The sequence below is a fragment of the Aeromonas sp. 75A genome (assembly GCF_051919425.1).
In the GTDB taxonomy this organism is placed as follows: Bacteria; Pseudomonadota; Gammaproteobacteria; order Enterobacterales; family Aeromonadaceae; genus Aeromonas; species Aeromonas veronii.
Genome location: NZ_JBQBES010000002.1, coordinates 4,622,669 through 4,645,068, shown reverse-complemented (window position 1 = coordinate 4,645,068; position 22,400 = coordinate 4,622,669). Strand labels below are relative to the sequence as shown.

19 protein-coding genes, 8 tRNA genes and 1 pseudogene are annotated in these 22,400 nt (G+C 60.3%); 20 read left to right on the top strand and 8 right to left on the bottom strand.

Features of this window, described 5'->3' with window-relative positions:
* Positions 1-58: 58 nt before the first annotated feature.
* Positions 59-925: a LysR family transcriptional regulator gene (locus ACTG2T_RS21625; RefSeq protein ID WP_330124377.1), complete on the bottom strand. Its 867-nt coding sequence runs from the start codon at positions 923-925 to the stop codon at positions 59-61.
* Between the two features lie 69 nt (positions 926-994).
* Positions 995-1,912, bottom strand: coding sequence for a DMT family transporter (locus tag ACTG2T_RS21620; protein ID WP_330124376.1), 918 nt, complete (start codon positions 1,910-1,912; stop codon positions 995-997).
* Between the two features lie 168 nt (positions 1,913-2,080).
* On the opposite strand from ACTG2T_RS21620, the gene ACTG2T_RS21615 reads away from it, so the two are divergent.
* The 3 genes from ACTG2T_RS21615 to ACTG2T_RS21605 all read left to right on the top strand — a co-directional run bounded on the left by ACTG2T_RS21615 (position 2,081) and on the right by ACTG2T_RS21605 (position 5,776).
* Positions 2,081-2,959: a helix-turn-helix domain-containing protein gene (locus ACTG2T_RS21615; RefSeq protein WP_005333465.1), complete on the top strand. Its 879-nt coding sequence runs from the start codon at positions 2,081-2,083 to the stop codon at positions 2,957-2,959.
* A gap of 262 nt (positions 2,960-3,221) precedes the next feature.
* Positions 3,222-4,859, top strand: coding sequence for an ATP-dependent endonuclease (locus ACTG2T_RS21610; protein ID WP_330124375.1), 1,638 nt, complete (start codon positions 3,222-3,224; stop codon positions 4,857-4,859).
* Positions 4,860-5,056: 197 nt separating this feature from the next.
* A complete protein-coding gene (locus tag ACTG2T_RS21605) occupies positions 5,057-5,776 on the top strand; it encodes a hypothetical protein (protein WP_139732229.1) in 720 nt (239 codons plus the stop codon).
* A 94-nt stretch (positions 5,777-5,870) separates the two neighbouring features.
* On the opposite strand, the gene glgX is transcribed toward ACTG2T_RS21605, so the two are convergent.
* On the bottom strand, positions 5,871-7,934 hold the full coding sequence (glgX, locus tag ACTG2T_RS21600; protein WP_330124374.1) for a glycogen debranching protein GlgX: 2,064 nt from the start codon (positions 7,932-7,934) through the stop codon (positions 5,871-5,873).
* 196 nt (positions 7,935-8,130) lie between these two features.
* On the opposite strand from glgX, the gene ACTG2T_RS21595 reads away from it, so the two are divergent.
* The 8 genes from ACTG2T_RS21595 to ACTG2T_RS21560 all read left to right on the top strand — a co-directional run bounded on the left by ACTG2T_RS21595 (position 8,131) and on the right by ACTG2T_RS21560 (position 9,364).
* Positions 8,131-8,207 (top strand) — tRNA-Met (locus ACTG2T_RS21595).
* Between the two features lie 93 nt (positions 8,208-8,300).
* Positions 8,301-8,377 (top strand) — tRNA-Met (locus ACTG2T_RS21590).
* A gap of 88 nt (positions 8,378-8,465) precedes the next feature.
* Positions 8,466-8,542: transfer RNA gene (locus tag ACTG2T_RS21585), tRNA-Met, on the top strand.
* Between the two features lie 88 nt (positions 8,543-8,630).
* Positions 8,631-8,707: transfer RNA gene (locus ACTG2T_RS21580), tRNA-Met, on the top strand.
* Positions 8,708-8,794: 87 nt separating this feature from the next.
* Positions 8,795-8,871: transfer RNA gene (locus ACTG2T_RS21575), tRNA-Met, on the top strand.
* A gap of 88 nt (positions 8,872-8,959) precedes the next feature.
* A tRNA-Met gene (locus ACTG2T_RS21570) sits at positions 8,960-9,036 on the top strand.
* Between the two features lie 87 nt (positions 9,037-9,123).
* Positions 9,124-9,200, top strand: a tRNA-Met gene (locus ACTG2T_RS21565).
* Positions 9,201-9,287: 87 nt separating this feature from the next.
* Positions 9,288-9,364 (top strand) — tRNA-Met (locus ACTG2T_RS21560).
* A gap of 59 nt (positions 9,365-9,423) precedes the next feature.
* Here ACTG2T_RS21560 and ACTG2T_RS21555 read toward each other — a convergent pair.
* Entirely contained in the window at positions 9,424-9,552 is a 129-nt protein-coding gene (locus ACTG2T_RS21555; RefSeq protein WP_265339925.1) for a hypothetical protein, read from the bottom strand.
* Here ACTG2T_RS21555 and ACTG2T_RS21550 point away from each other — a divergent pair.
* Entirely contained in the window at positions 9,536-11,035 is a 1,500-nt protein-coding gene (locus tag ACTG2T_RS21550; protein WP_330124361.1) for a M17 family metallopeptidase, read from the top strand. The two genes, ACTG2T_RS21555 and ACTG2T_RS21550, sit on opposite strands and share 17 nt — an antisense overlap.
* 14 nt (positions 11,036-11,049) lie before the next feature.
* Entirely contained in the window at positions 11,050-11,730 is a 681-nt protein-coding gene (yjjG, locus tag ACTG2T_RS21545) for a pyrimidine 5'-nucleotidase (protein ID WP_330124360.1), read from the top strand.
* A 116-nt stretch (positions 11,731-11,846) separates the two neighbouring features.
* On the opposite strand, the gene ACTG2T_RS21540 is transcribed toward yjjG, so the two are convergent.
* From ACTG2T_RS21540 to dusC, 3 genes are all read right to left on the bottom strand, one after another.
* On the bottom strand, positions 11,847-12,566 hold the full coding sequence (locus ACTG2T_RS21540; protein ID WP_019445806.1) for a substrate-binding periplasmic protein: 720 nt from the start codon (positions 12,564-12,566) through the stop codon (positions 11,847-11,849).
* Between the two features lie 160 nt (positions 12,567-12,726).
* A complete protein-coding gene (locus ACTG2T_RS21535; RefSeq protein WP_204479421.1) occupies positions 12,727-13,095 on the bottom strand; it encodes a TraR/DksA family transcriptional regulator in 369 nt (122 codons plus the stop codon).
* Positions 13,096-13,192: 97 nt separating this feature from the next.
* Complete coding sequence (gene dusC, locus ACTG2T_RS21530) at positions 13,193-14,137, bottom strand: tRNA dihydrouridine(16) synthase DusC (protein ID WP_330124359.1); 945 nt, start codon at positions 14,135-14,137, stop codon at positions 13,193-13,195.
* Positions 14,138-14,260: 123 nt separating this feature from the next.
* Between dusC and ACTG2T_RS21525 the strand changes: the two genes are divergently transcribed.
* From ACTG2T_RS21525 to ACTG2T_RS21495, 7 genes and pseudogenes are all read left to right on the top strand, one after another.
* Positions 14,261-14,638, top strand: a complete 378-nt coding sequence (locus ACTG2T_RS21525; RefSeq protein ID WP_064335934.1) for a YbaN family protein — start codon at positions 14,261-14,263, stop codon at positions 14,636-14,638.
* Positions 14,639-14,772: 134 nt separating this feature from the next.
* Positions 14,773-15,318 carry an adenine phosphoribosyltransferase gene (gene apt / locus ACTG2T_RS21520; protein WP_005352403.1) on the top strand — a complete coding sequence of 182 codons (546 nt, stop codon included), beginning with the start codon at positions 14,773-14,775 and terminating at the stop codon, positions 15,316-15,318.
* 172 nt (positions 15,319-15,490) lie between these two features.
* Positions 15,491-18,082, top strand: a complete 2,592-nt coding sequence (dnaX, locus tag ACTG2T_RS21515) for a DNA polymerase III subunit gamma/tau (RefSeq protein WP_330124358.1) — start codon at positions 15,491-15,493, stop codon at positions 18,080-18,082.
* Positions 18,083-18,196: 114 nt separating this feature from the next.
* Complete coding sequence (locus ACTG2T_RS21510) at positions 18,197-18,526, top strand: YbaB/EbfC family nucleoid-associated protein (RefSeq protein ID WP_033113565.1); 330 nt, start codon at positions 18,197-18,199, stop codon at positions 18,524-18,526.
* An 81-nt stretch (positions 18,527-18,607) separates the two neighbouring features.
* Positions 18,608-18,835 carry a hypothetical protein gene (locus ACTG2T_RS21505; RefSeq protein ID WP_139399241.1) on the top strand — a complete coding sequence of 76 codons (228 nt, stop codon included), beginning with the start codon at positions 18,608-18,610 and terminating at the stop codon, positions 18,833-18,835.
* 9 nt (positions 18,836-18,844) lie between these two features.
* Complete coding sequence (gene nfo, locus ACTG2T_RS21500) at positions 18,845-19,687, top strand: deoxyribonuclease IV (RefSeq protein WP_127005489.1); 843 nt, start codon at positions 18,845-18,847, stop codon at positions 19,685-19,687.
* Positions 19,688-19,852: 165 nt separating this feature from the next.
* Positions 19,853-20,058: pseudogene (locus ACTG2T_RS21495) on the top strand (IS4 family transposase); the annotation flags it as partial.
* Between the two features lie 149 nt (positions 20,059-20,207).
* Here ACTG2T_RS21495 and kup read toward each other — a convergent pair.
* Positions 20,208-22,076, bottom strand: coding sequence for a low affinity potassium transporter Kup (gene kup / locus ACTG2T_RS21490; protein WP_330124357.1), 1,869 nt, complete (start codon positions 22,074-22,076; stop codon positions 20,208-20,210).
* Positions 22,077-22,400: the final 324 nt, after the last annotated feature.

The window sequence follows — 22,400 nt, the reverse complement described above, 5'->3', positions numbered from 1 at the left end:
CATCGCAATTGTTAACGGGGCCCTCGGGCCCCGTTGTCATATCAGGTGTTTTACACGGCTAGCGCGGCGTGTCGCTGCGGTGGCGAAAGTGTTGGTGCAGGGCGCTCACCAGCTGGGCGATCCGCTCTCGCTTTAGGCTGTTTGGCCGGTAGACCAGATGCAGGGGGCGGCCCAGCCTGGGCAGTGGGCGCGCCATCTTCCCCTGTTCTCCCACCAGCCCCAGCAGGCCAGCGGGGAGCAGCACAGGGCCAATGCCTGCCTTGGCGAGTTCGATGAGCGCCAGATAGGAGTCGAGCTCCATGGTGGGTTCCAATCCCATATCTGCCAGCGGTTCGCGCAGGTAGCGGTTGGAGGGGTTCTCCAGATCCATGGTGAGGATCTTGCGCCTGCTTTCTGCGCTGGCTGGTGGCAGGCTCTGCTGCGCCTCGCCCACCAGATAGAAGGGCTCCTCAAGCAGCAGATCGGCGCCGAGGCCATGGCCGGGAGGGAGACGACCGGCGCAGATGCCGAGCAGGGCATCGCCGCTGCGCACCCGCGCCAGAATGACCGGCGTGTGGTGGGTGGAGAGGGCAAGGTGGGGATCGTGCTCCAGATAGTCGCGCATGAAGTGGGCGAGATAACCCGCCAGCAGGGTTTCGGAGCAGGCGATGGGGAGAGGACTCTGATCCGCCAGATCCTGACTATCGGCAAGCACCCCTTTCATTTCGGCCAGACTCGGGGCAACTCGTTCCAGCAGCTCCTTGGCCTGCGGGGTGAGGCGGATCTGGCGCCCCTCCGGCTCGATCAGCTTCTTGCCAAGGCGCAGCTCCAGCTGGGCAATCCGCTTGCTTACCGCCGACTGGCTGATATAGAGGCGACTGGCCACCTTGGCCATGGTCCCTTCACTCGCCAGCAGGCTCAGCGTCTCCAGCCCTTCCAGTAACATCTCGCCCCCTTGTTTATCGCCATCAGGATCGTCACAGATTGATCAGCGCTACCTTAGGGGCTGACTGGCTCAGGAGCAAGTGTCGTTTGCTGCCTTGGCCGGTCGAATGCGCCACTCGCTCAAGGGCGGCGCGAAGATCACCAGATTGCCGATGAGGCTGATCACCACTCCGGCCACCGAGACCGGCTGCCAGACAAAGCCTTCATAGAAGGTGGAGAGGGTAAGCGCCACCAACGGAAAGAGCACGGTGGCGTAGGAGGCCTTGCTGGCACCGATGCGCCCCACCAGGGTCAGGTAGGCGGTAAAGGCGATCACCGAGCCAAACAGGGCGAGGTAGACCATGGCCGCCAGATAGTGGCCATCGGTTGGCACCACCAGTTGCTGCCCGAGCAATGTGACCCAGCCCAGCAACAGCACCACGCCGTAAACCATACCCCAGGGCACCAGTTGCAGTACGTGGTAGCCGTGGCGCTGGCCCCGGGCCGAGACCAGATTGCCCAGCGAAAAGCAGAGGGTGCCGCCGCAGGCGAGCAGCAGCCCCTTCCAGCCGTTTGCACCCAATTGCGCATCTGCCAGCTCCGGCCAGAACAGCAGCAGGGTGCCAAAGAGCCCCAGCAAGGAGCCTTGCAGCCAGCGCAGGGTGGGGCGCTTGTTCTCGAACAGCCAGAGGTTGAGGCCGTTGAAGATGCTGGCACTGGCAAAGATCACTGCCGACATGCCGCTCGGGATATAGCGGGTGGCGTGGTAGAAGCAGAGGAAGTTGGTGGAAAAGAGCAGGGCACCGAGCAGTGCGGCGTAACGCTGGCCGTGCCAGGGGAGGCGCGGAAAGCGGCCGCTGGCGGTGAGCAGGGCAAACAGTGCCACCGCCGCCAGCAGGAAGCGATAGAGCACCGACACCTCGATGGGAATGGGGCCAAGTTGCCAGGCGATGGCAATCCAGGTGCTGCCCCAGATAAGCACGGTGGCAAGATAGAGCATCAGATTCATCACAGTTCCGGTGAGTCAGGGATAGATGACCCACTATGGGGCGAGCCCTGATGGCTGGATTGCACCATCTTGCGGTTTTTCATCGTCACGCGCTGTCATCTGCGGGCGCGGTCGGTAAGATGGATGGCAGCGGCATAAAATGTACACCGGAACAGGCGGCAGTGGCGAATGAAAACAGCAGGGGTATTTGATGCACTGGTCAGCACCGGCGCCCGGCTGGAGGACGCCTGCTGGCTCGAACCCGGGCTTGGCGTCGCCAGTTGGCGCAACTGCTATGACCAGACCCGTTATCACAAGCCGGGCCACCACACCCTGAGCGTCTATCTGCAAGGAGGCGAGCAGACCGAGCGACTCGATGGGCCGGGTGGTCACGGCGGCACCGGCAAGGTGTGCATTATGCCGGATCACCACAGATCCGAGTGGCTGGTGCGCGAAGAGTTCCGCTTCTTTCATCTCTACTTCACCCCGGCTCACCTCACCCGTATCGCCGAGGAGGTGTGTGACAAGGAGGGGCGCCACCTGCAACTGGTGGACAAGACCTTTATCGATGATCCGCAGGCGGCCGGACTGGTGCAGCGCCAACTGATGCAACTTCAGTGGCAGCACGGGGTCGATCGGCTGGCGCTTTCCCACGGCGCCTGGATGTTGATCCTCCACGCCTATCGCCACCACACCGAGGAGGCTCCCGGTCTGCCGCCTCTACGCGGCGGGCTGGCGCCCGTGGTGATCAAGCGGGTGCAGGAATATCTGCAGGCCCATCTGGCCGATTCGGTCACGCTGGCAGAGCTGGCCCAGCAGGCGGGGCTGAGCGAGTATCACTTTGCCCGCATGTTCGGCCAGAGTCTCGGCTGCCCGCCCCACCGCTATCTGCTGGGGCTGCGGCTCAAACGGGCCAAGCAGCTGTTGGCCGGCCCCGAGCCGCTGGCCAGTATCGCCAGTCAGTGTGGCTTCTCTTCCCAGGCCCATTTCGGCAATCGTTTTCGCGAGGCGTTTGGTTTGACGCCGGGGCAGTGGCGGGCGCAATTGTCATCTTCTCGTCACAGATAACCCTGAGACTTTGGGCAAAAGAGGTGTACTCTCTACCACTTATCCATTGAAAGGAATGCCCATTGAATTATCGCAAACGTCAAATCCGTACCCGTCATCTCTGGTTCAGCCACTGGAATGCCCCGCAAGATCGCACCGCTGTTGTGACCCCTCCCGAACCTGCAGTGCCTCACAGTTCACGTTGAAAAAGCCCCGCCTGCGATAGGATTTTTCCGGTAACTTTGCCACTATTGCCCCATCACAATGATGTGGACACGGCTGGATGTTTCTGGAACGTATTGAAGTCAAAGGTTTTCGCGGTATAAATCGCCTGTCGCTCGGGCTGGATCAGACCACAGTGTTGATCGGCGAGAATACCTGGGGTAAATCGAGCCTGCTGCGCGCCCTCTGGTGTCTGCTGGGGCAGGATGCCGAGCCCTATCAGTTCACCGCCGAGGATTTTCACCAACCGGAAGATCCCGAACTGGCCCCGGCGCGCCACCTGCAACTGGTGCTCACCTTCAGTGAGCACAGACCCCAGATGTGTCAGCACTCCCGTCGGCTGGCCCGTCTTTGCCCCTCCTGGGTGCTGCACAAGGACAAATTCCACCGCATTCACTATCGCGCCAGCGCCGAGCTGCAGGCGGATGGCTCTGTGCTCACCATTCACGACTTTCTCGACGGTGTAGGCAAGAGCCTGCCCATCGCCAATACCCACGAGCTGGTCTGCATGCTCATCACCATGAACCCGGTGTTCCGGCTGCGGGACGCCCGTACCGCTCGCAACGGAGTGGAGACATTGCAGTGGGGAGATCTCTCCGAGCATCGCTTGAGCGAGCTGGCGGACAAGCTGATCGACGAACCCCAGAGGATCGGCGAGCCGGAGCTCAAAGAGGCGCTGCAGGCGGTGCGCCAGTTGATGGACCACTACTTCAACGCCCTGGCCCCCATCAAGAACAAGCCGCGCAGTCAGCGCGACATCATCAATCGCCCCATGACATTGCGCAATCCTGGCAACCTGCATACCCTGCTGCGCCGCGCCGATAACCGCGCGCTGCAGCTGGCGATGGCGGGGATGGCGGCTACCTTGTTGCAGGCGCGGGGCAACCGCGAGCTGGAGGAGGGGGCTCGCCCCATCATGATCCTGGAGGACCCGGAGAGCCGGCTGCACCCGACCATGCTGGCACTGGCGTGGGGGCTACTGGAACAACTGCCGGGTCAGAAGCTGCTCACCACTAACTCGGGAGATCTGCTCTCTTCCCTGCCGCTCAATCAGGTGCGGCGGCTGGTGCGCCGTCAGCAGGATATCCTCTGTCATCAGCTGGGGGGCGAGCGTTACAGCAGCGACGATCTGCGCAAGATCGCCTTCCACGTGCGGATTAACCGCCCCATGTCGCTGTTTGCCCGTTGCTGGCTGCTGGTGGAGGGGGAGACCGAGATCTGGCTGCTCTCCGAGCTGGCGCAGATCTGCGGTTACAGTTTGCGGGCCGAGGGGGTGCGGATCATCGAGTTTGCCCAGTGCGGCCAGTCGCCGCTCATCAAGGTAGCGCGGGATTTTGGCATCGAGTGGCACCTGCTGACCGATGGCGACGAGGCGGGGCTCAAGTATGCCACCTCGGCCCGGGGCCAGCTCAAGGGAGAGCGGGAGCGGGACCGACTGACCCAGCTCCCTGCCGCCGACATCGAGCACTACCTCTATCACAACGGTTTTGAAGCTGTGTTTCGCCGCGAGGCCGGGGTGGGCGGGCGCGCCATGTGGAGCGCCAGTCACATCATCAACAAGGCGATCCATCACCGCAGCAAGCCGGGAATTGCGCTGGCGGTGGTGGAAGAGGCGGAGCGGCTCGGCGCCGAGCATATTCCGCCGGTGATCCGCCAGATGTTTGCCCGGGTGGTGGCGCTGGCCCGCGGTCAGGGCTAACGCCACCACCGCATCCCGTCACTATGGGCATGGCTGCCAGCAGGGCGCCCTTCAAGGTGGGCCCTGCTGGCGCAAATTGCCCCGGATTGTTTGCCCGCGATTGTTTGTCGCGATTGGGGATAGCCGCCGGTTTGGGTATACTCGCCCCTCTCTGGCGCCCCGGTGGCGCACCTCGAATCTTTACTGCTGGAGGCGTCGTGTTCGTCCAACTCCCTTTTTGGCTCTTTCCCCTCACCGGATTGATGGCGCTTGGCGCCCTGATCGCCCTCGGTATCGTGCTGTGGCGCGGTGATATCTGCCCTGGCCAGCGCTCGCGCATCAGTCAGCAGCTCTTCTCCATCTGGGTTATTACCGCGCTCTCCCTGATGCTGGCGGTCGAGGCCAAGGCGGCCAGCTGGCTTATCTGGAGTGGTGGTGTAGCACTGGTGCTCGGGGTTGGCTTGTCGCTGGCCCAGTCACGACTGGAGGGCAAGCGTTCAGTCCCCTCGACACTGCTCTGGCTACCGGCGTTGCCGCTCGCTCTCTATGGCATCGGGCTGCTGCAACTGCAGGGCTGGGTGAGCGGTCTGCTGCAGATGGCGATGCTGGGGGCGGCCTTTGCCCACCTGATGCTGCTGCGGGCCCGTCATCGCCTCAAGGCATTCAATACCCTGTTGCCGCTGGCCGGTCTGGTGGGGGCGATGGCCAGCCTTGTCTGGCTGGCAGTGCTGGTGGGCTGGCAAGGGGGGGAGGCCAATCTCGATGCCCTGATCCCGGCGGTGGTGACCCAGGCAGCGCTGCTGGTGGCCTCTCTGCTGCTCTGGTTCAGCCCGCTCTACTTGCAGCGTGATACCGCGCCAGTGGTGGTCTCCACCTCCCTGTGTGGCCTGCTGATCGCCCAGATCGCCGCTACCAGTGTGTTGCACCAGCTGATCTGACACTGGCGCTGAAAAGAGAAAGCCCCGAGCCAACACTCGGGGCTTTTGCATATCTGGCTTGCAGGTATCGCTGCTATCAATTCACAGCAATCGATCAATAGAAATCGTCGGCCCCGCAGATAAAGAGGCAACTGCTGCGCGGCTGGGCCAGATATTCGCGGGTCAATCCCTCCAGCGGCATGCCGAAGGTGCAGATATCTTGCGGCGAGGGGAGGGCGGTATCGAGGATCCGCCGCCAGTAGCCGCCGACCCCCTTGGGCGGGCTCGGCAGGTTGAAGGTGAGGGGCTCCCAGTAGGCGTTGAACAGCACATAGAGCGCCAGCTTGGTCTCGCTCGACAGCGCCGACATGGCGATGGCGTGGGAGTGGGGGCTGAAATCCGGTTGCCCGGCGTTGACTCCGTGCCAGCAGATCTCGCTGTGGCGCAGGATCTCGGTGAGCGACAGCGGCATGCTCTCCTGCTCCGGGCGCTGGAACAGGTGTTTGCGGTATTGGATCAGCTCCTTCATAAAGCGGAACATCTCCTGACTGCGGGCATTGGGCAGCCAGTTCATCCAGCAGGTAGCATTGTCCTGACAGTAGCCGTTGTTGTTGCCCCGCTGGGTGCGCAGCAGCTCGTCTCCCATCAGCAGCATGGGGGAGCCCACCGAGAGTAGGGTCGCTACCATCATGTTTTTGGCCTGGCGCATCCGCAGGGCGTTGATCTGGGGATCTTCCGTCACCCCTTCGTGGCCGTGGTTCCAGCTGAAGTTGTGATCGCAGCCGTCACGGTTCTCCTCCCCGTTGGCCTCGTTGTGCTTGCTGTTGTAACTGGCCCAGTCCCACAGGGTAAAACCGTCGTGGCAGGTAACGAAGTTGATGCTTTTCTCGGGATCGGCGTGGTGATAGTGGTAGATGTCGGGGCTGCCGCAGAGCCGCTCGACAAAGGCGGTGACGCTGTTGTCATCCCCGCGCAGAAAGCGGCGCACATCATCCCGGAACTGGCCGTTCCACTCACGCCAGCGGGCGCCGGCCAGTGACCCCACCTGATAGAGCCCCCCCGCGTCCCAGGCTTCGGCAATCAGCTTGATGTCGGCGATGTTTGGGTCCGTATCTATGGTGCGTAGAGTGGGGGCATTGGCCTGCGGTTGACCCGATTCATCCCGTGACAGAATGGCGGCCAAATCGAAGCGGAAGCCATCGACGTGCATCTCCTGACGCCAGAAGTGGAGGCTGTCCATGATCATCCGCAGCACCACCGGATGAGCGCCGTTGAAGGTGTTGCCGCAGCCCGAATAGTTGGTGTCCTTCTGGTTGTTGTCGAGGATGTAGTAGGCCTCGTTGTCGATGCCGCGAAACGAGAAGGTGGGGCCATCATCACCCCCTTCGGCGGTGTGGTTGTAAACCACGTCCAGGATCACCTCGATATTGGCCTTGTGCAGCGCCTTGACCATGTCGCGAAATTCGGTCAGCGGATCATCGCCGCAGGCGTACTGGGCGTGGGGGGCGAAAAAGGACATGGGGCTGTAACCCCAGTAGTTGGAGAGTCCTTTGGGCGCATCCTGAGGATCGAACTGGAACACCGGCAGCAGCTCGACGGCGGTGACGCCGAGAGATTGCAGATAGGGGATCTTCTCAATCAATCCGAGATAGGTGCCACGCAGCGCCGGATCGACTCCGGAGCTCGGGGACTTGGTAAAGCCCCCCAGATGCAATTCGTAGATCACCGAGCGGGAGAGGGAGTGAGCGGGCAGTTTGTCTCCTTCCCAGTCGTAGTGGCGAGTATCGACCACCTTGTTCTTGGCGCAACAAGCCAGATTGCTGCCTGGACGGGCCGCCGCCCATCGATCGTAATTGGCGCCAAGCTCGATGCTGCGGCCGTAAGGGTCGAGCAACACCTTCTCGGAATCGAAGCGGGTGCCGCCATATGGGCGCCACGGGCCCTGAATGCGATAGGCGTAACGCTGCCCGACCGAGATCCCCTCCACATGGATATGCCAGTAGTAGGCGGTGCGGTTAAGGCGCGGGGATAGGGGGATCACCTCGGGGGTCGCATCGTCTGCGCTTGCGAAGAGCAGCAGTTCGACCCGGCTGGCGAGGCGTGCCCAGATCGCAAAGTTGACGCCGTGACTGTCGGGCGTAGCCCCCAACTGACGGCAGTGACCGGCGGAGATGCGCATATTCTACCTACCCAAAATGAGGAGTGTTCACCTTATTGAGTGTAGTGCCGGATGCCTGGCAAGGTCTCGATTGCCTGAAAAAACAGCATGATGCTGCTAATGACCGCACTATTTGTCCGATTAATCTACGAATAAACTTTTTTTGAGATATTTACTTGCAATCTGTGCGCTGGCGCCTATTATTGGCGACCTCAGACGCGGGGTGGAGCAGCCCGGTAGCTCGTCGGGCTCATAACCCGAAGGTCGTCAGTTCAAATCTGGCCCCCGCAACCATCTGATATCCTGACCAGTCAAACCGGTGTAACCGGTTGATGGGAAAGGAGAAATCGAACTGGCTACTGCTCAGCCACTTCGAGACAATTCGGACGCGGGGTGGAGCAGCTCGGTAGCTCGTCGGGCTCATAACCCGAAGGTCGTCGGTTCAAATCCGGCCCCCGCAACCAACTCTTTCGTCAGCTTGCGATTGTGTAAACAGTCGAAAGCAGACAAACGCCACCAAGCTACTGATCGGCTTGAGGGTGACAATTCGGACGCGGGGTGGAGCAGCTCGGTAGCTCGTCGGGCTCATAACCCGAAGGTCGTCGGTTCAAATCCGGCCCCCGCAACCAACTCTTTCGTCAGCTTGCGATTGTGTAAACAGTCGAAAGCAGACAAACGCCACCAAGCTACTGATCGGCTTGAGGGTGACAATTCGGACGCGGGGTGGAGCAGCTCGGTAGCTCGTCGGGCTCATAACCCGAAGGTCGTCGGTTCAAATCCGGCCCCCGCAACCAACTTTTCGTCAGCTTGCGATTGTATAAACAGTCGAAAGCAGACAAACACCATCAAGCTACTGCTCGGCTTGAGGGTGACAATTCGGACGCGGGGTGGAGCAGCTCGGTAGCTCGTCGGGCTCATAACCCGAAGGTCGTCGGTTCAAATCCGGCCCCCGCAACCAACTCTTTCGTCAGCTTGCGATTGTATAAACAGTCGAAAGCAGACAAACGCCATCAAGCTACTGCTCGGCTTGAGGGTGACAATTCGGACGCGGGGTGGAGCAGCTCGGTAGCTCGTCGGGCTCATAACCCGAAGGTCGTCGGTTCAAATCCGGCCCCCGCAACCAAATTTTCGTCAGCCTGCGATTGTGTAAACAGTCGAAGGCAGACAAACGCCACCAAGCTACTGCTCGGCTTGGGGGTGACAATTCGGACGCGGGGTGGAGCAGCTCGGTAGCTCGTCGGGCTCATAACCCGAAGGTCGTCGGTTCAAATCCGGCCCCCGCAACCAACTCTTTCGTCAGCTTGTGATTGTATAAACAGTCGAAAGCAGACAAACGCTACCAAGCTACTGCTCGGCTTGGGGTGACAATTCGGACGCGGGGTGGAGCAGCTCGGTAGCTCGTCGGGCTCATAACCCGAAGGTCGTCGGTTCAAATCCGGCCCCCGCAACCAACTTTCTGTACGTTCCCTTCCTGCATTGCCAATCATTGAACAATCCTTCTTGATGCTCGTCACCATCTGGTGATTGCTGCTATTTCTGACGCTTTTTCAAGACCAAAACTGGTCGTATCAACCATTTGTTGGGTATCATCAGGTATCTCTTCATGGATGAGGCACGCGCCTGTGATCACTTCCTTCACCTATCTTCCTCCTGCTATTGAAAGCCGGGATGCTACGCTGGCCGAAGCCCTTGCCCAAGGGCTGCCGTTGCAACTGCTGCTGATCGCCGAAGAGCAGAAGGAGTCCTTGCTTTCGCTGCCCGCCCTTGCGGGTCTCCAGACCCAGCTTGCGCTGGGGAAAAAAGCGCCCTTTACCCTGATGCATGGCAATACCATGTTGCAGGTGATGTTTGTGACCGGCAGTGTGACGCGGGATCACCGCCTCTATAAACAGATCAGAGGCTGGATTGCTCCTCTTTCTGGGCTCAATGTGGAGCGGCTCGGGCTGCATCTGGAAGGTTTTTCCCCCTCCGAGCGAGTGATGCTGGCCGAAGTGATGTTGTCGGCCCTGCTTGCCGCCAATATTTCGTTGCCCACCAGCAAGCGCCGCAGTGAAAGCAGCTGGAGCTATCAGCAGATCAAGGTTTCACCCGCGGTGGTGCTGGACTTGGCACGCCTTTACAGCGAAGCGGGGGGCAACGGGCTGGCTCGCCATCTGGCGGTGTTACCTGCCTCCGAGCTGACGGCCGCCAGCTATCGCGAGTTTGTCAGCAAGCTGGCGCAAGATGAGGGGTGGCAGTGCCATCACTATGATCAGGCGCAGCTGGCCGAGTTGGGGGCGGGGGCGTTTCTGGCCGTTGCTCGTGGCTCGGAAGACAATCAGGGGGCCATGGTCAAGCTCAGCTACTATCCACCCAAGCCGGTGCGCCGCATTGCGTTGGTGGGCAAGGGGATCTGCCACGACTCTGGCGGTTACAACCTCAAGGTCTCCGGCAGCATGTATGGCATGCATCTGGACATGGGGGGCAGCGCGGTGGCGCTGGGGGCCCTCTACGCCATCAGCCGGGCTCAGCTACCCTACGAGGTACACTGCTGGCTGGCCATTGCCGAGAACCATATCGGCCCTCACGCCTATCGTCCTGGCGAGGTGGTGACTGCCATCAATGGCACCTCCATCGAGGTGGTCGATACCGATGCCGAAGGGCGAATGGTATTGGCCGATACCTTGGCGATGGCGGTGCAGGATACCCCGGATCTGCTGCTCGATTACGCAACCCTGACCGGGGCCTGCAAACGGGCGCTGGGTAGCCGCTACAGCGGCGTCTTTACCAATCGCAGCGAATGGATGGCATCACTGGTCAATCTGGGTCAGCGCAGCGGTGAGCGGATCTGGCCCTTCCCGCTTGATGACGATTACGACGACAATATCGAGAGCGAGTGGGCCGATTTGTTGCAGTGTGCGCCGGGCAGTTCGCCGGATCACATCGATGCGGCCCGTTTCCTCGCCCACTTCGTGCCCGAGCAGACCCCCTGGCTGCACTTCGACCTGAGCGGTTTTCGCAACAAGGGGGGCAATGGGGTGGTCTCCAGCGAAGTGACAGGCTTTGGCGTGCGTCTCACGCTAGATCTGCTGGCCAGCCCGCTTGGCAGAGTTGGTCGCCAAACCTCTGAACAATCTGAATGATAACAAGGAGTTCTGTGAAACAACCAAGCTATGACTGGGTGCTGTTCGATTTGGATGAAACCCTGCTCGATTTTCCGGTCGCCTCCGCGCTGACGCACACCCTGCAGATCTATGGCGTACAGGCTGATGACGCCAGCATGGCGCAGTACCACGCCCTCAACCACGGGCTCTGGCAGCAGTACAACGACGGCGAGATCGATGCAACGGCGTTGCAGCAGACCCGCTTCTCCCTCTTTGCCCAGCAGGTCGCCGCCGATCCCATGGCGATGAACAACACCTTTCTGGAGCAGATCATTGCCCTTAGCATGCCTCTTGAAGGGGTGGTCGAGACTCTGCAGCAGCTGCGCAACAAGGTGCGGATGGGGATCATCACCAATGGTTTCAGCGTGCCCCAGCGGGGGCGGCTCGGCAAACTGGGCTGGAGCGAGTGGTTCGAGCCGCTGGTGATCTCCGACGAAATTCGGGTGACCAAGCCGGCGCCAGCTATTTTCCAGCACACCCTCTCCCTGATGGGGCAGCCGGATCCTGCGCGGGTGCTGATGGTGGGGGATAATCCGAAAACCGATATTGCCGGGGCGGCGGCGCAGGGGCTGGCAACCTGCTGGTACAACCCGGCGCGGCAAGCGGGCGAGTGCGATGCCACCCACGAAATCCACCACTTCACCCACCTTGCCGACATTGTGCTGGGACGCTGATAGCTAGGTTTAACCATCACGTTATCGGTGACCAAAACGTCCTGGCAAGTTGCAACCAGAGCTGTTTGAGACAGGATTGGGTTTGCTTGAGACTGCAAGGGGAGCATATGCTCCCCTTACTTATGAGTGTTTTCCTGTGAATGCAGGGATCTGAACTGGTAGCGATCGAGGATCTGCTGATAGTCTGGACTCTGTTTCAATTGATCGATAGCCTGATTGATCCGCTGCAGTTGCGCTTCTGTGGTGCTCTCTTTGCTCAGCATCAGGTGAACCGGTGTCTGTTCGATATGCAGCAGAATATACAGCTTGTCCTGCACGCCATCCTTACCCTGCCACTCCTGCAGTCCGTGGGGGTCCAGAATAAACCCCTGGATCCGACCCCCTTGCAACATCTTCAGCAACTGATCCAGCCGCAGGCGCATCTGCAAACGGGGCTGCAGCTCGGGCCTTGCCATCAACTGGCGGAAGGTATTGCCGTAATCAAAGCCCTTGAGCACCCCGATATGGAAGTCAGGGGTGTTGATCAACTGCTCCAGGGTGGTGATCCCGCGCCAGCGTTCGGCATCTTGCCGACGGATGACGATGGCCGTCTCCTCTTCCCGATAGGGGTGGCTGAAGCGGGCATATTGCTGCCGCTCGGCGGTGATATTGGCTGACATGGCCAGTTGAACCGTGCCGAATTTCAGCTCGTGCAACACGCGAGCCCAGGGCATTTCACTGAATTTGGCCTGATAACCGGCCCGCAGGAAGATGGCGTTGAGCAGCTCCACATCCAGTCCGCGGAGCTGTTGCTGTTCATTGCGATAACTGAAGGGCTGCCAGTCGACCCAGCCCACGACCAATGACTCTTGTGCCGTAGCCTGGCAACACAAACACCATAACAACAAGAGTCTGTACACAACGCATACCCTCGAACAGGCTGATACGGTGAGTATTGGACAGGAACGACGGAGTAACCAGTGCTGAGGGTTGAGCGGATGCACAGATGCGCATCCCTCACAGTTCGTGGGCGTGGAATCCCTTGCGATAGCGGGCTTCGCAGCACGGGCAGCGTTGCAGGGTCGGATCCTGTTCCAGCTGTTCGATGGAAAGCGGCTCTTCACAATCGGAGCAGAGGCCATAGAGGCCGAGATCCATCTGGCAGAGTGCCGCATCGATCCGCTTGAGGCGGGCCACGCTCTGCTCAACCTTCGGCAGATCCAGCCGGCTGGTCAGTTCCACCAGTTGATCCTGCTCGCAGTGACCGACCTGTTCGGCCCACTCGTCACGGCGGCAGGCTTTGAGCTGACCGATCAGCGTTTCTCGTACTTGGGCCCAGTCTGACAGCAGGCGATTACGCCAGACAGTCAACTGTGCTTGCGTCATTTCACACACATTATCCCCCACAGGACAGACGACAGATTCGGGGCAGTATAGGGATCCGATAACTCTATCAAGATGATATGCGTCAAGTTAAACGTGGTTAGCCGTGGCTTTTGGCTGCTTGCAACAGGGCATCGCGGATGGGAGCCGTCTCTTTGAGCACCCGGATCTCCTGAAACAGCTGGTCCGCTTCGGGATATTCCCGCTTGAGATAGCTGAACCACTGTTTGATGCGGCTGGGGTAATAGTCAGCTTTTTCGCTGGCCAGATCCTGCTCGGTGTAGCTCACCATCAACTGCAGTACCTCGGCCCAGCTCATGTGGGGGCAGCCGGTTTTCATCACGTTGGCCAGATTGGGCAGGCAGATGGCGCCGCGCCCGACCATCAGGGCATCGCAACCCGAGACCCTAGCGCAGGCGAGGGCATCTTTATGATCCCAAATCTCGCCGTTGGCGGTGACGGGGATGGGCAGGGTGCGGCGGATGGCGTCCACATACTCCCAGTGGGCGGGGGCCTTGTACCCTTCGCGCTTGGTGCGGGCGTGGACGGCCAGTTCGTTGGCGCCCCCCTGGAAGACCGCCTGGGCGTTCTCCAGATAGAGATCCTTGTCATCGTAACCGAGGCGAATTTTGGCGCTCACCGGCAGATGGGCGGGCACTGCGTCGCGCACCGCCTTGACGATGCGGTAGATGGTCTCGGGCTCTTTGAGCAGCACCGCGCCGCCCTTGCTCTTGTTGACCGTGGGGGCGGGGCAGCCGAAGTTGAGATCGACGCCGGGGGAGCCGAGCTCGATGGCGCGCACGGCGTTCTCGGCCAGCCACTCTGGGTGTTGCCCCAGCAGTTGCACCCGTACCGGGGTGCCTGCACGGGTCTTGCCATCTTGCAGCAGTTCAGGGCAGAGGCGGTAGAACACCTTGGCGGGCAGCAGCTGATCGACGACCCGGATAAACTCGCTCACGCAGAGATCGTAATCATTGATGGAGGTGAGGACCTCCCGCATCAGGTGATCCAGTACCCCCTGCATGGGGGCCAAAATAACGCGCATAACGGTTTTCCGACGAGAGTGGGGAGAAAAAAGAGCGCAGATTGTAGTGGGGTTGCGGCCTGCTGTCAGCACCCGCTCAAACTCTGTTAGGCTAGAGGGAGATAAATCATACAAGGAGCAGGAATGAAGCGTTGGTGTCTGATGGCGCTCGGGTGGCTGGCATTTGCCACCGGTATCGTGGGCATTGTGCTGCCGCTCTTGCCGACTACCCCCTTCATGTTGCTGGCTGCCGCCCTGTTTGCCCGCTCGTCGCCCCGTTTTCATCGCTGGTTGCTGACCCATCCTTGGTTCGGTCCTCCCATCGTCGATTGGCAGCAGTATCGCGGCATTCGTCGCCAGGCCAGACGGCGCGCCATTATCTTCATTCTGCTCACCTTCTCGGTGTCGCTGGCGGTGGTGCCACTGCTGTGGGTCAAGGGGTTGCTGGTTATCATAATGGTGATCCTGCTCACCTGGTTAATGCGTCTGCCGGTGCTGGAGCCAGTTGCAATGGTGAAGTGAAGTCCCTAAGCTATTGCAGCAATAATGCTATGGAGTCGGCCTGTCATTTTTGCGTGACAGGCTTTTTTATTTCCCGCAGAAGGGAATTGAGAAAAAATGGCCACCCCTGGGTCAAAAAAATAAGCGGTCAACACATGAATCCGGAAACCCTGAAATTTATCGAAGCAAGCATCAAGACCATTCCCGACTATCCGAAGCCGGGCATTCTGTTTCGTGACATCACCAGCCTGATTGAGAACGCCGAGGCCTTCAAGGCCACCATCGATCTGCTGGCCAATCATTATCGTGATCAAGGGATCACCAAGATTGTTGGCACCGAAGCTCGCGGCTTCATCTTTGGCGCGCCGGTTGCCTATGCCATGGGGCTGGGCTTCGTGCCGGTCCGCAAGCCGGGCAAGCTGCCGCGCGAAGTGATCGAGGAGTCCTATGCCCTCGAGTACGGTACTGACACCCTGCAACTGCACACCGATGCCATCGTACCCGGTGACAAGGTGCTGGTCGTGGACGATTTGCTGGCGACCGGCGGTACCGTTGATGCGACCGTCAAGCTGATCCGCCGTGCCGGTGGTGAAGTTGCCGATGCGGCCTTCATCATCTCCCTGCCGTCTCTGGGTGGCGATGCCCGCCTGACTGCCGCTGGCATCAAGGTGGTCTCACTGGTCGAGCTGGCCGGCGAGTAATGCCTCTTCGGCCCGATCCTCTGCATCGGGCCTGCATTGAACCGGTGCCCGTGCGGGCATCGGTTTGAAAATCAAGCGATCCCTCCCGCTCTGACCGATAGCCGATACAGCCAGCCCGCCATTTGTGTTAGCATCCGGCCTCAATGCCCTGTCTTCCCTGCATGATGGATTTATGAGCTATCAGGTTCTGGCGCGTAAATGGCGCCCCCATACGTTTGAACAAGTGGTAGGCCAGCAACATGTGCTGACCGCCTTGACCAACGCCCTGGATCAGGGACGGCTGCATCACGCCTATCTGCTGAGCGGTACCCGCGGGGTCGGCAAGACCACCATCGCCCGTATTCTGGCCAAGAGCCTCAACTGCGAGCAGGGGATCAGCAGCCACCCGTGTGGCGTTTGTGATACCTGCCGCGAGATCGATCAGGGCAACTTTGTCGACTTGCTGGAGATTGACGCGGCGTCCCGCACCAAGGTGGAAGATACCCGCGAGCTGCTCGACAACGTGCAGTACCGCCCGGCCCGTGGCCGCTTCAAGGTCTACCTCATCGATGAAGTGCACATGTTGTCGCGCCACAGCTTCAACGCGCTGCTGAAAACCCTGGAAGAGCCGCCTCCCTATGTGAAGTTTCTGCTGGCCACCACGGATCCGCAGAAGCTGCCCATTACCATCCTCTCGCGCTGTCTGCAGTTTCATCTGAAGAGTCTGGATCAGACCCAGATCGCCAAGCAGCTCGAATGGGTGCTGGATCAGGAGGGGCAGCCCTTCGAGCCGCGCGCCCTGCTGGCACTGGCCAAAGCCGCTGACGGCAGTATGCGCGATGCCCTGAGCCTGACCGATCAGGCGCTGGCCCACGGCAATGGCAGCGTGCGCCTCGACAGCGTGTTGGCGATGCTGGGCACGCTCGATCACCGCCATCTGCACCAGCTGCTGGAAGCCATTTTGCGGCAAGATGCCCCCGCGACCATGGCCAAGATCACCGAGATCGCCACCCTGGGCCCCGATTTTGATCAGCTCCACGCCGAGCTGGAAGGCTTGCTCCATCGCATCGCCATGGCGCAGCTGCTGCCTGCCAGTGTGCAGGAGCAGGGGGCGGATGCCGATTCCCTGCTGCAACTGGCCAAGGCGATGAGCCCGGAAGAGGTGCAGCTCTGCTACCAGATCGTGCTGGGTGGCCGTAAAGATCTGCCTTGGGCCCCCGATGGCCGCACCGCGCTGGAGATGACCTGCCTGCGGATGCTCGCCTTCTCGCCAAGGCGTGATGCCCTGCATCCGGCCAGCCTCACCGCGCTGCCCCCGTCAATGACGAGCAGTGCGGCGAGCAGCACCACGCTGGTTGGCGCCTTGCCGGGAAAGCGCCCGGCCGCTGAATCGGCCGCAGTGGCACCGATCAGCGGCGCCGTGCCTGCACCGCTAGCCAGTTCTGTTGCTACCAGTGCCGTGCCCGCGGTTGATGTCTCCCTGCCTGCGATGACGGATGATATCGGCAACCCCGCCGACAGCGAGGAGGAGGCGCAAGCCGCCGAGCTGTTCAGCCAGCAGGATGAGCTGCTGCGTGAAGCCGTAGGCATGGGGTATCAACCCGAGCCCGCGTTGACCCATGCGCAGCCCGATGCGCCAGCGCACTCAGCTGCACAGCCAGCAGATGCGGATGAGCGAGCGTCTGCCGCAGCCGATACCGACTATTCCCGTGGCGAGCCGCTGACCGCCCCCTTCGAGCCCGCGCTCGAAGCGACAGCAACGCCTGTTGCCGCTGCTGAACCGGTATCAGCGGTATCGAGCATGCAAAGCCTGCTTGGCAAGCGAAACATGTTGCGCAGCCGCCAGCGAGGTCAGGATGCCCCGGCGGCGCCTGCGCCGCGCGCAGTACCGGTTGCGCCAGCTAAACCTGTAGCGCCCGCCGCTGCACCGGTCGTCACCCAACAGCCAGCTCCGGTCAGCCAACCGGCCGGGCAGGGGATGGCGACGATGGGGCACTATGATGAGCTGCCGCCAGTGGATCTCTATGGCGACGGTTACGAACCGCAGGGTGACAACGGCGATTACGAAGAGTACCTCAATCAGGGCTTTGCCGGGCAGACTCCGGTGATGAGCCACGCTCCCGTTACGGCACCGGCCCAGCCAACCGATCTGCCACCTTGGGATCTCGACGGGCAGCCGAGCTATCGACCCGGTGAGCGCAGTGCTGCGGCGCCTGCGGTGACGCCCGCCCCAGCGACCCTGCCACCCGTTGCCACCACGGCGGTGGCTGCTACCCCTGTGACGCAGGATGAGCCCGTTCAGCCGGTGATGGAGACCATCGACTGGGATGAGCTCGAGAGCGACAGCGAGCCGCAAGAGGGAGAGGCGACCCGCCTTATTCCCTCTTCGCTGCTCAATGGTTGCGGCGACCCTTGGGCCGAGTTGATCGCCCACACTCAGGTGGGTGGTCGGCTGCGCCAGTTGGCCATCAACTCGGTGATGACGCGGGAAGGGGACAAGGTACTGCTAACCCTCAAGCCCGAGCAGCGCCATCTGGTGAGCGACAAGGCGCGCGCCGATCTGGCCGAGATCATCGGGCCGGCGCTAGGTCAACCGGTGCAGGTTGAGGTGACGCTCGGTGTGGTGCCTGACCAGGAGACCCCCCTCGAGATCGAACACCGCCTCTATCTCGGGGTGCGCGAGCAGGTGACCCGGGATCTGGAGCTGGATCCCAACGTGCAGTTTTTAGTTCAGCGGTTTGGTGCCGTGCTCCATCACGAGAGCATCGAGCCCCTCAACCGCTAAATTCCGTGGCCGGGAGCTCGCTTCCGGTTGAAAAGCAGTTTGGCTGTCCCCATCTAGGACAGACAAGCCCACAGCCCGGCGCTGGATGCCGGATTTCAAGACGAGAGACGACATATGTTTGGTAAAGGTGGAATGGGGAACCTGATGAAACAGGCCCAACAGATGCAAGAGCGTATGCAGAAAGCTCAGGAGCAGCTGGCTCAGATGGAAGTGACCGGTGAAGCCGGTGCTGGCATGGTCAAGGTTACCATGACCGGTAGCCACAGCGTCCGTCGCATCGAGATCGACCCCTCCCTGATGGAAGATGACAAGGAGCTGCTGGAAGATCTGGTCGCCGCGGCGTGCAACGATGCCGTGCGTCGTGTGGAAGAGCAGAACAAGACCAAGATGGGCGAACTGACCGGTGGCATGCAACTGCCGCCAGGTTTTAAAATGCCCTTCTAAGGCGACTCTCCCCGCGCATTCTTGCTCCCTTGTCGCTGGCCATTCGGGCCACGGCAAGGGGGACGGCCGAGAGACCCAAAGATGCAGCGTTATTGCTCAGGCGATACGCTGCGTTTTTTTATGGGCGCCATGCTGGCGTGGACGGGCTCTAACTATCACTTCTGGGGAGAGGTTGCTACAGAGCAGGCCGATTGCGCCATGAAACGCAGCCGCTTTGCCAAGGCGGCGCTATTTGTCGATACCCGCTATCGGATATCCCGGTTTGGCGTGGCCGGGCTGGATCGGCATAATGGCGGCTTGCCGTATTGAGGAGATTGTATGAAATATATCGGAGCCCACGTCAGTGCGGCCGGCGGGGTGGAGAATACCATCGCCCGCGCCCAGGCCATCGGGGCCAACGCGTTTGCCCTCTTTACCAAGAATCAACGTCAGTGGCAGGCGGCCCCCTTGTCGGATGCCACCATCCGTGCCTTCAAGGCGGCTTGTGACAAGGCCGGTTTTCTGCCGGAGCAGATCCTGCCCCACGACAGCTATCTCATCAATCTGGGCCACCCGGATCCCGATGGTCTGGCCAAATCCCGCGATGCGTTTCTCGACGAGATGAAGCGTTGCGAGCAACTGGGGCTGTGTTACCTCAATTTTCACCCCGGCAGCCATCTCAAGCAGATCCCTGAGGCGGCCAGCCTCAAGTTGGTGAGCGAGTCCATCAACTGGGCGTTGGAGCGCAGTGAAGGGGTGACGGCGGTGATTGAGAATACCGCAGGGCAGGGGACCAACCTCGGCTGGTCGTTCGAGCACCTTGCCACCATCATCGAGGGAGTGGAGGACAAGAGCCGGGTCGGGATCTGTTTCGATACCTGCCACGCCTTTGCCGCCGGCTACGATTTGCGCACCGCCGAGAGCTGCGCTGCCGTCTTTGCCGAGTTCGACCGCACGGTGGGTTTTCATTATCTCAAGGGGATGCATATCAACGGCGCCAAGTGCACCTTCGGTAGCCGTGTCGATCGCCACCACAGCTTGCGGGAGGGCAATCTGGGAGAGGCAGTATTCCACCACATCATGAATGATGAGCGCTTCGATCGCATTCCGCTGATCCTCGAGACCATTGACGAGTCCATCTGGGGCGAGGAGATCAGCTGGTTGCGCAGTCTGGTGAAGTGATAGTCAGCGAGCTGTGATAGTAAAACCAAACAACTGCCACACCCAGAATCCCTATCATGGCTTCATGTACCGGATATTTAGCGGCAACCAATTGAAATAGATGTAAAAAAGGCTTCGATGGTGATCTGATTTTATCGCTAAACACAATCAACACACGCGAAGCCTATGACCATTATCAATGCTAATCACTATCTGGAGCAATGCCCGGCTCCCGCCCGCTGTACTCGAGCTCATTGCTCGGCTCTGCAAGCTTTGTCTGCGTTACCTCTGCACTGCTGCGGGCCATGAGGGGCTGTTTACATCGTCATTTCAATGCCTTGCAATTGGTGAACGCGCATCAGGTTTCCTACAAACTGTTTCACAATCAACTGCACTGGTTTGCTCCCTTCTCCCCTTGCGGGAGAAGGGCTGGGGATGAGGGGGCGGTAATCGGGGTTAACGGAAACAAGAGAGGGAGGCCAATGCCTCCCTCTCTATTTGCTGATTTTTTCTATGCCTTTAAGAGGCCATCAACCCGCCATCAGATATCCACCTGGGATCCCAGCTCGATGACCCGGTTGGGCGGGATCTCGAACTGATCCGGCGCGCGCAGGGCGTTGCGCTGCAGCAGCATAAAGAGCTTGCCGCGCAGATAGAGATACCAGGGGCGGTCTTTCATGATGAGCGACTCGTGGGCCATAAAGAACGAGGTCTCCATCATCCGGCAGCTCAGCCCCTCGGCGTTGCAGCGGTGGAAGATCTCCTCCACGTTCGGGGTCTCGCGCCAGCCGTAGCTTGCCACCACCCGCCAGAAGGTGGGGGAAAGCTGCTCGATGCAGACCCGGCGTACATTGTGGACGTAGGGCACCTCTTCCACCCGCAGGGTGAGCAGGATGATCCGCTCGTGCAGCACCTTGTTGTGCTTGAGGTTGTGCAGCAGCGCATGGGGGATCACATTGACCACCCGCGACATATAGACGGCGGTGCCGGCCACCCGGGTCGGCGGGGATTTCTCCAGCGAGGCGATCATCGGCTCAAGGGAGTTGCCGTGCTCGTTCAGGCGGCGAATAAGCTGGAAACGCTCGCTCTTCCAGCTGGTCATCACGGTGAACATCACCGCACCCAGGGTGAGCGGCAGCCAGCCGCCGGAGAAGATCTTGGCGAGGTTGGCGGCAAACAGCGGCACGTCGATACAGAGCAGCGCGGCAAACAGGATGGCCACCAGATACTTGTTCCAGTGCCAGCTGTTCTTGGCTACCGAGCAGGAGAGAATGGAGGTGAGCACCATGGTACCGGTCACCGCGATGCCGTAGGCCGCCGCCAGATTGCTGGAGTGCTCGAAACTCATGATGACGATCACCACCGAGATATAGAGCATCCAGTTGATGACCGGAATATAGATCTGGCCGGACTCCTGCTCGGAGGTGTGAACGATGCGAATGGGGGAGAGATAACCGAGCCGCACCGCCTGCCGGGTCAGCGAAAAGACCCCGGAGATCACCGCCTGCGAGGCGATCACCGTCGCCATGGTTGCCAGCAGCAGCAGCGGTACCAGCGCCCATTTCGGGGCGAGCAGGAAGAAGGGGTTGGCAATGGCGGCGGGATTGCTCAGCAGCAGCGCACCCTGACCGAAGTAGTTGAGCACCAGCGACGGCAGCACCACGATAAACCAGGCGAGGCGAATGGGATTCTTGCCAAAGTGGCCCATATCCGCGTAGAGCGCCTCTACCCCGGTGATGGCCAGCACCACGGCGCCGAGGGCAAAGAAGGAGGTGGTCTGGTACTGGATAAAGAAACGCACCGCCCATATGGGGTTAAGCGCACCCAGCACCTCGGGGTTATGGATGATGCCGCGCAGCCCCAGCACGGCCAGCGTCATAAACCAGATCAGCATGATGGGGGCAAACAGCTTGCCCACCATGGCGGTGCCATGTTTCTGGATGGCGAACAGCAGGGTCAGCACCAGCACCGAAAGGGTGACGATATAGGGGTCGAGGGCGGGGGTGAGAATGCTCAGACCCTCGATGGCCGACATCACCGACATCGCCGGGGTGATCACCACCTCGCCATAGAAGAAGCTGCCACCAATCAGGCCGAGGATGATCAGCAGCGGCGTCCAGCGGGTGGAGGCGTTGCGGGTTGCCAGCGACATCAGGGTGAGAATGCCACCCTCGCCAGAGTTGTCGGCCCGCATTACAAAGGAGAGGTACTTGACCGACACCACCAGGATCAGCAGCCAGAAGATCAGCGAGAGAAAGCCGAGAATGGAGGCCGGCTCGACGCCGAATCCGAATTGACCTGACAGGCACTCGCGCAAGGTATAGAGCGGGCTGGTGCCGATATCGCCATAGACTACGCCAATCGCCGCCAGCATAACGCCGGGAGTGGCTTGTTGTTTATCACAGTTCATGAGTTCATCTTGTCAGTTTGATGTTTACACGTTTGCCAACGCACAGCTGCCCGACCTATCAGGAAAATCGTGATATTTAATCGGGAGAGAATTAATGGATTGCGATGGGAAAGGGCGCTAACGGAATAGTGATCTGCTTGTCATGAAACACAGTCTGTTCATCTGTCATTAAGCTTATAATGACACACACTCTGCGGGACTATGCTCAGTTATAAATAATCAAAAGTTCAATTTGAGTAAGAGAATTAATTATCCGGCGATTGAATTAGAACGTTATGACGTAGGCAACTGTGTGTTTTTTCTGCATATTTTTTTGGTTGTAAT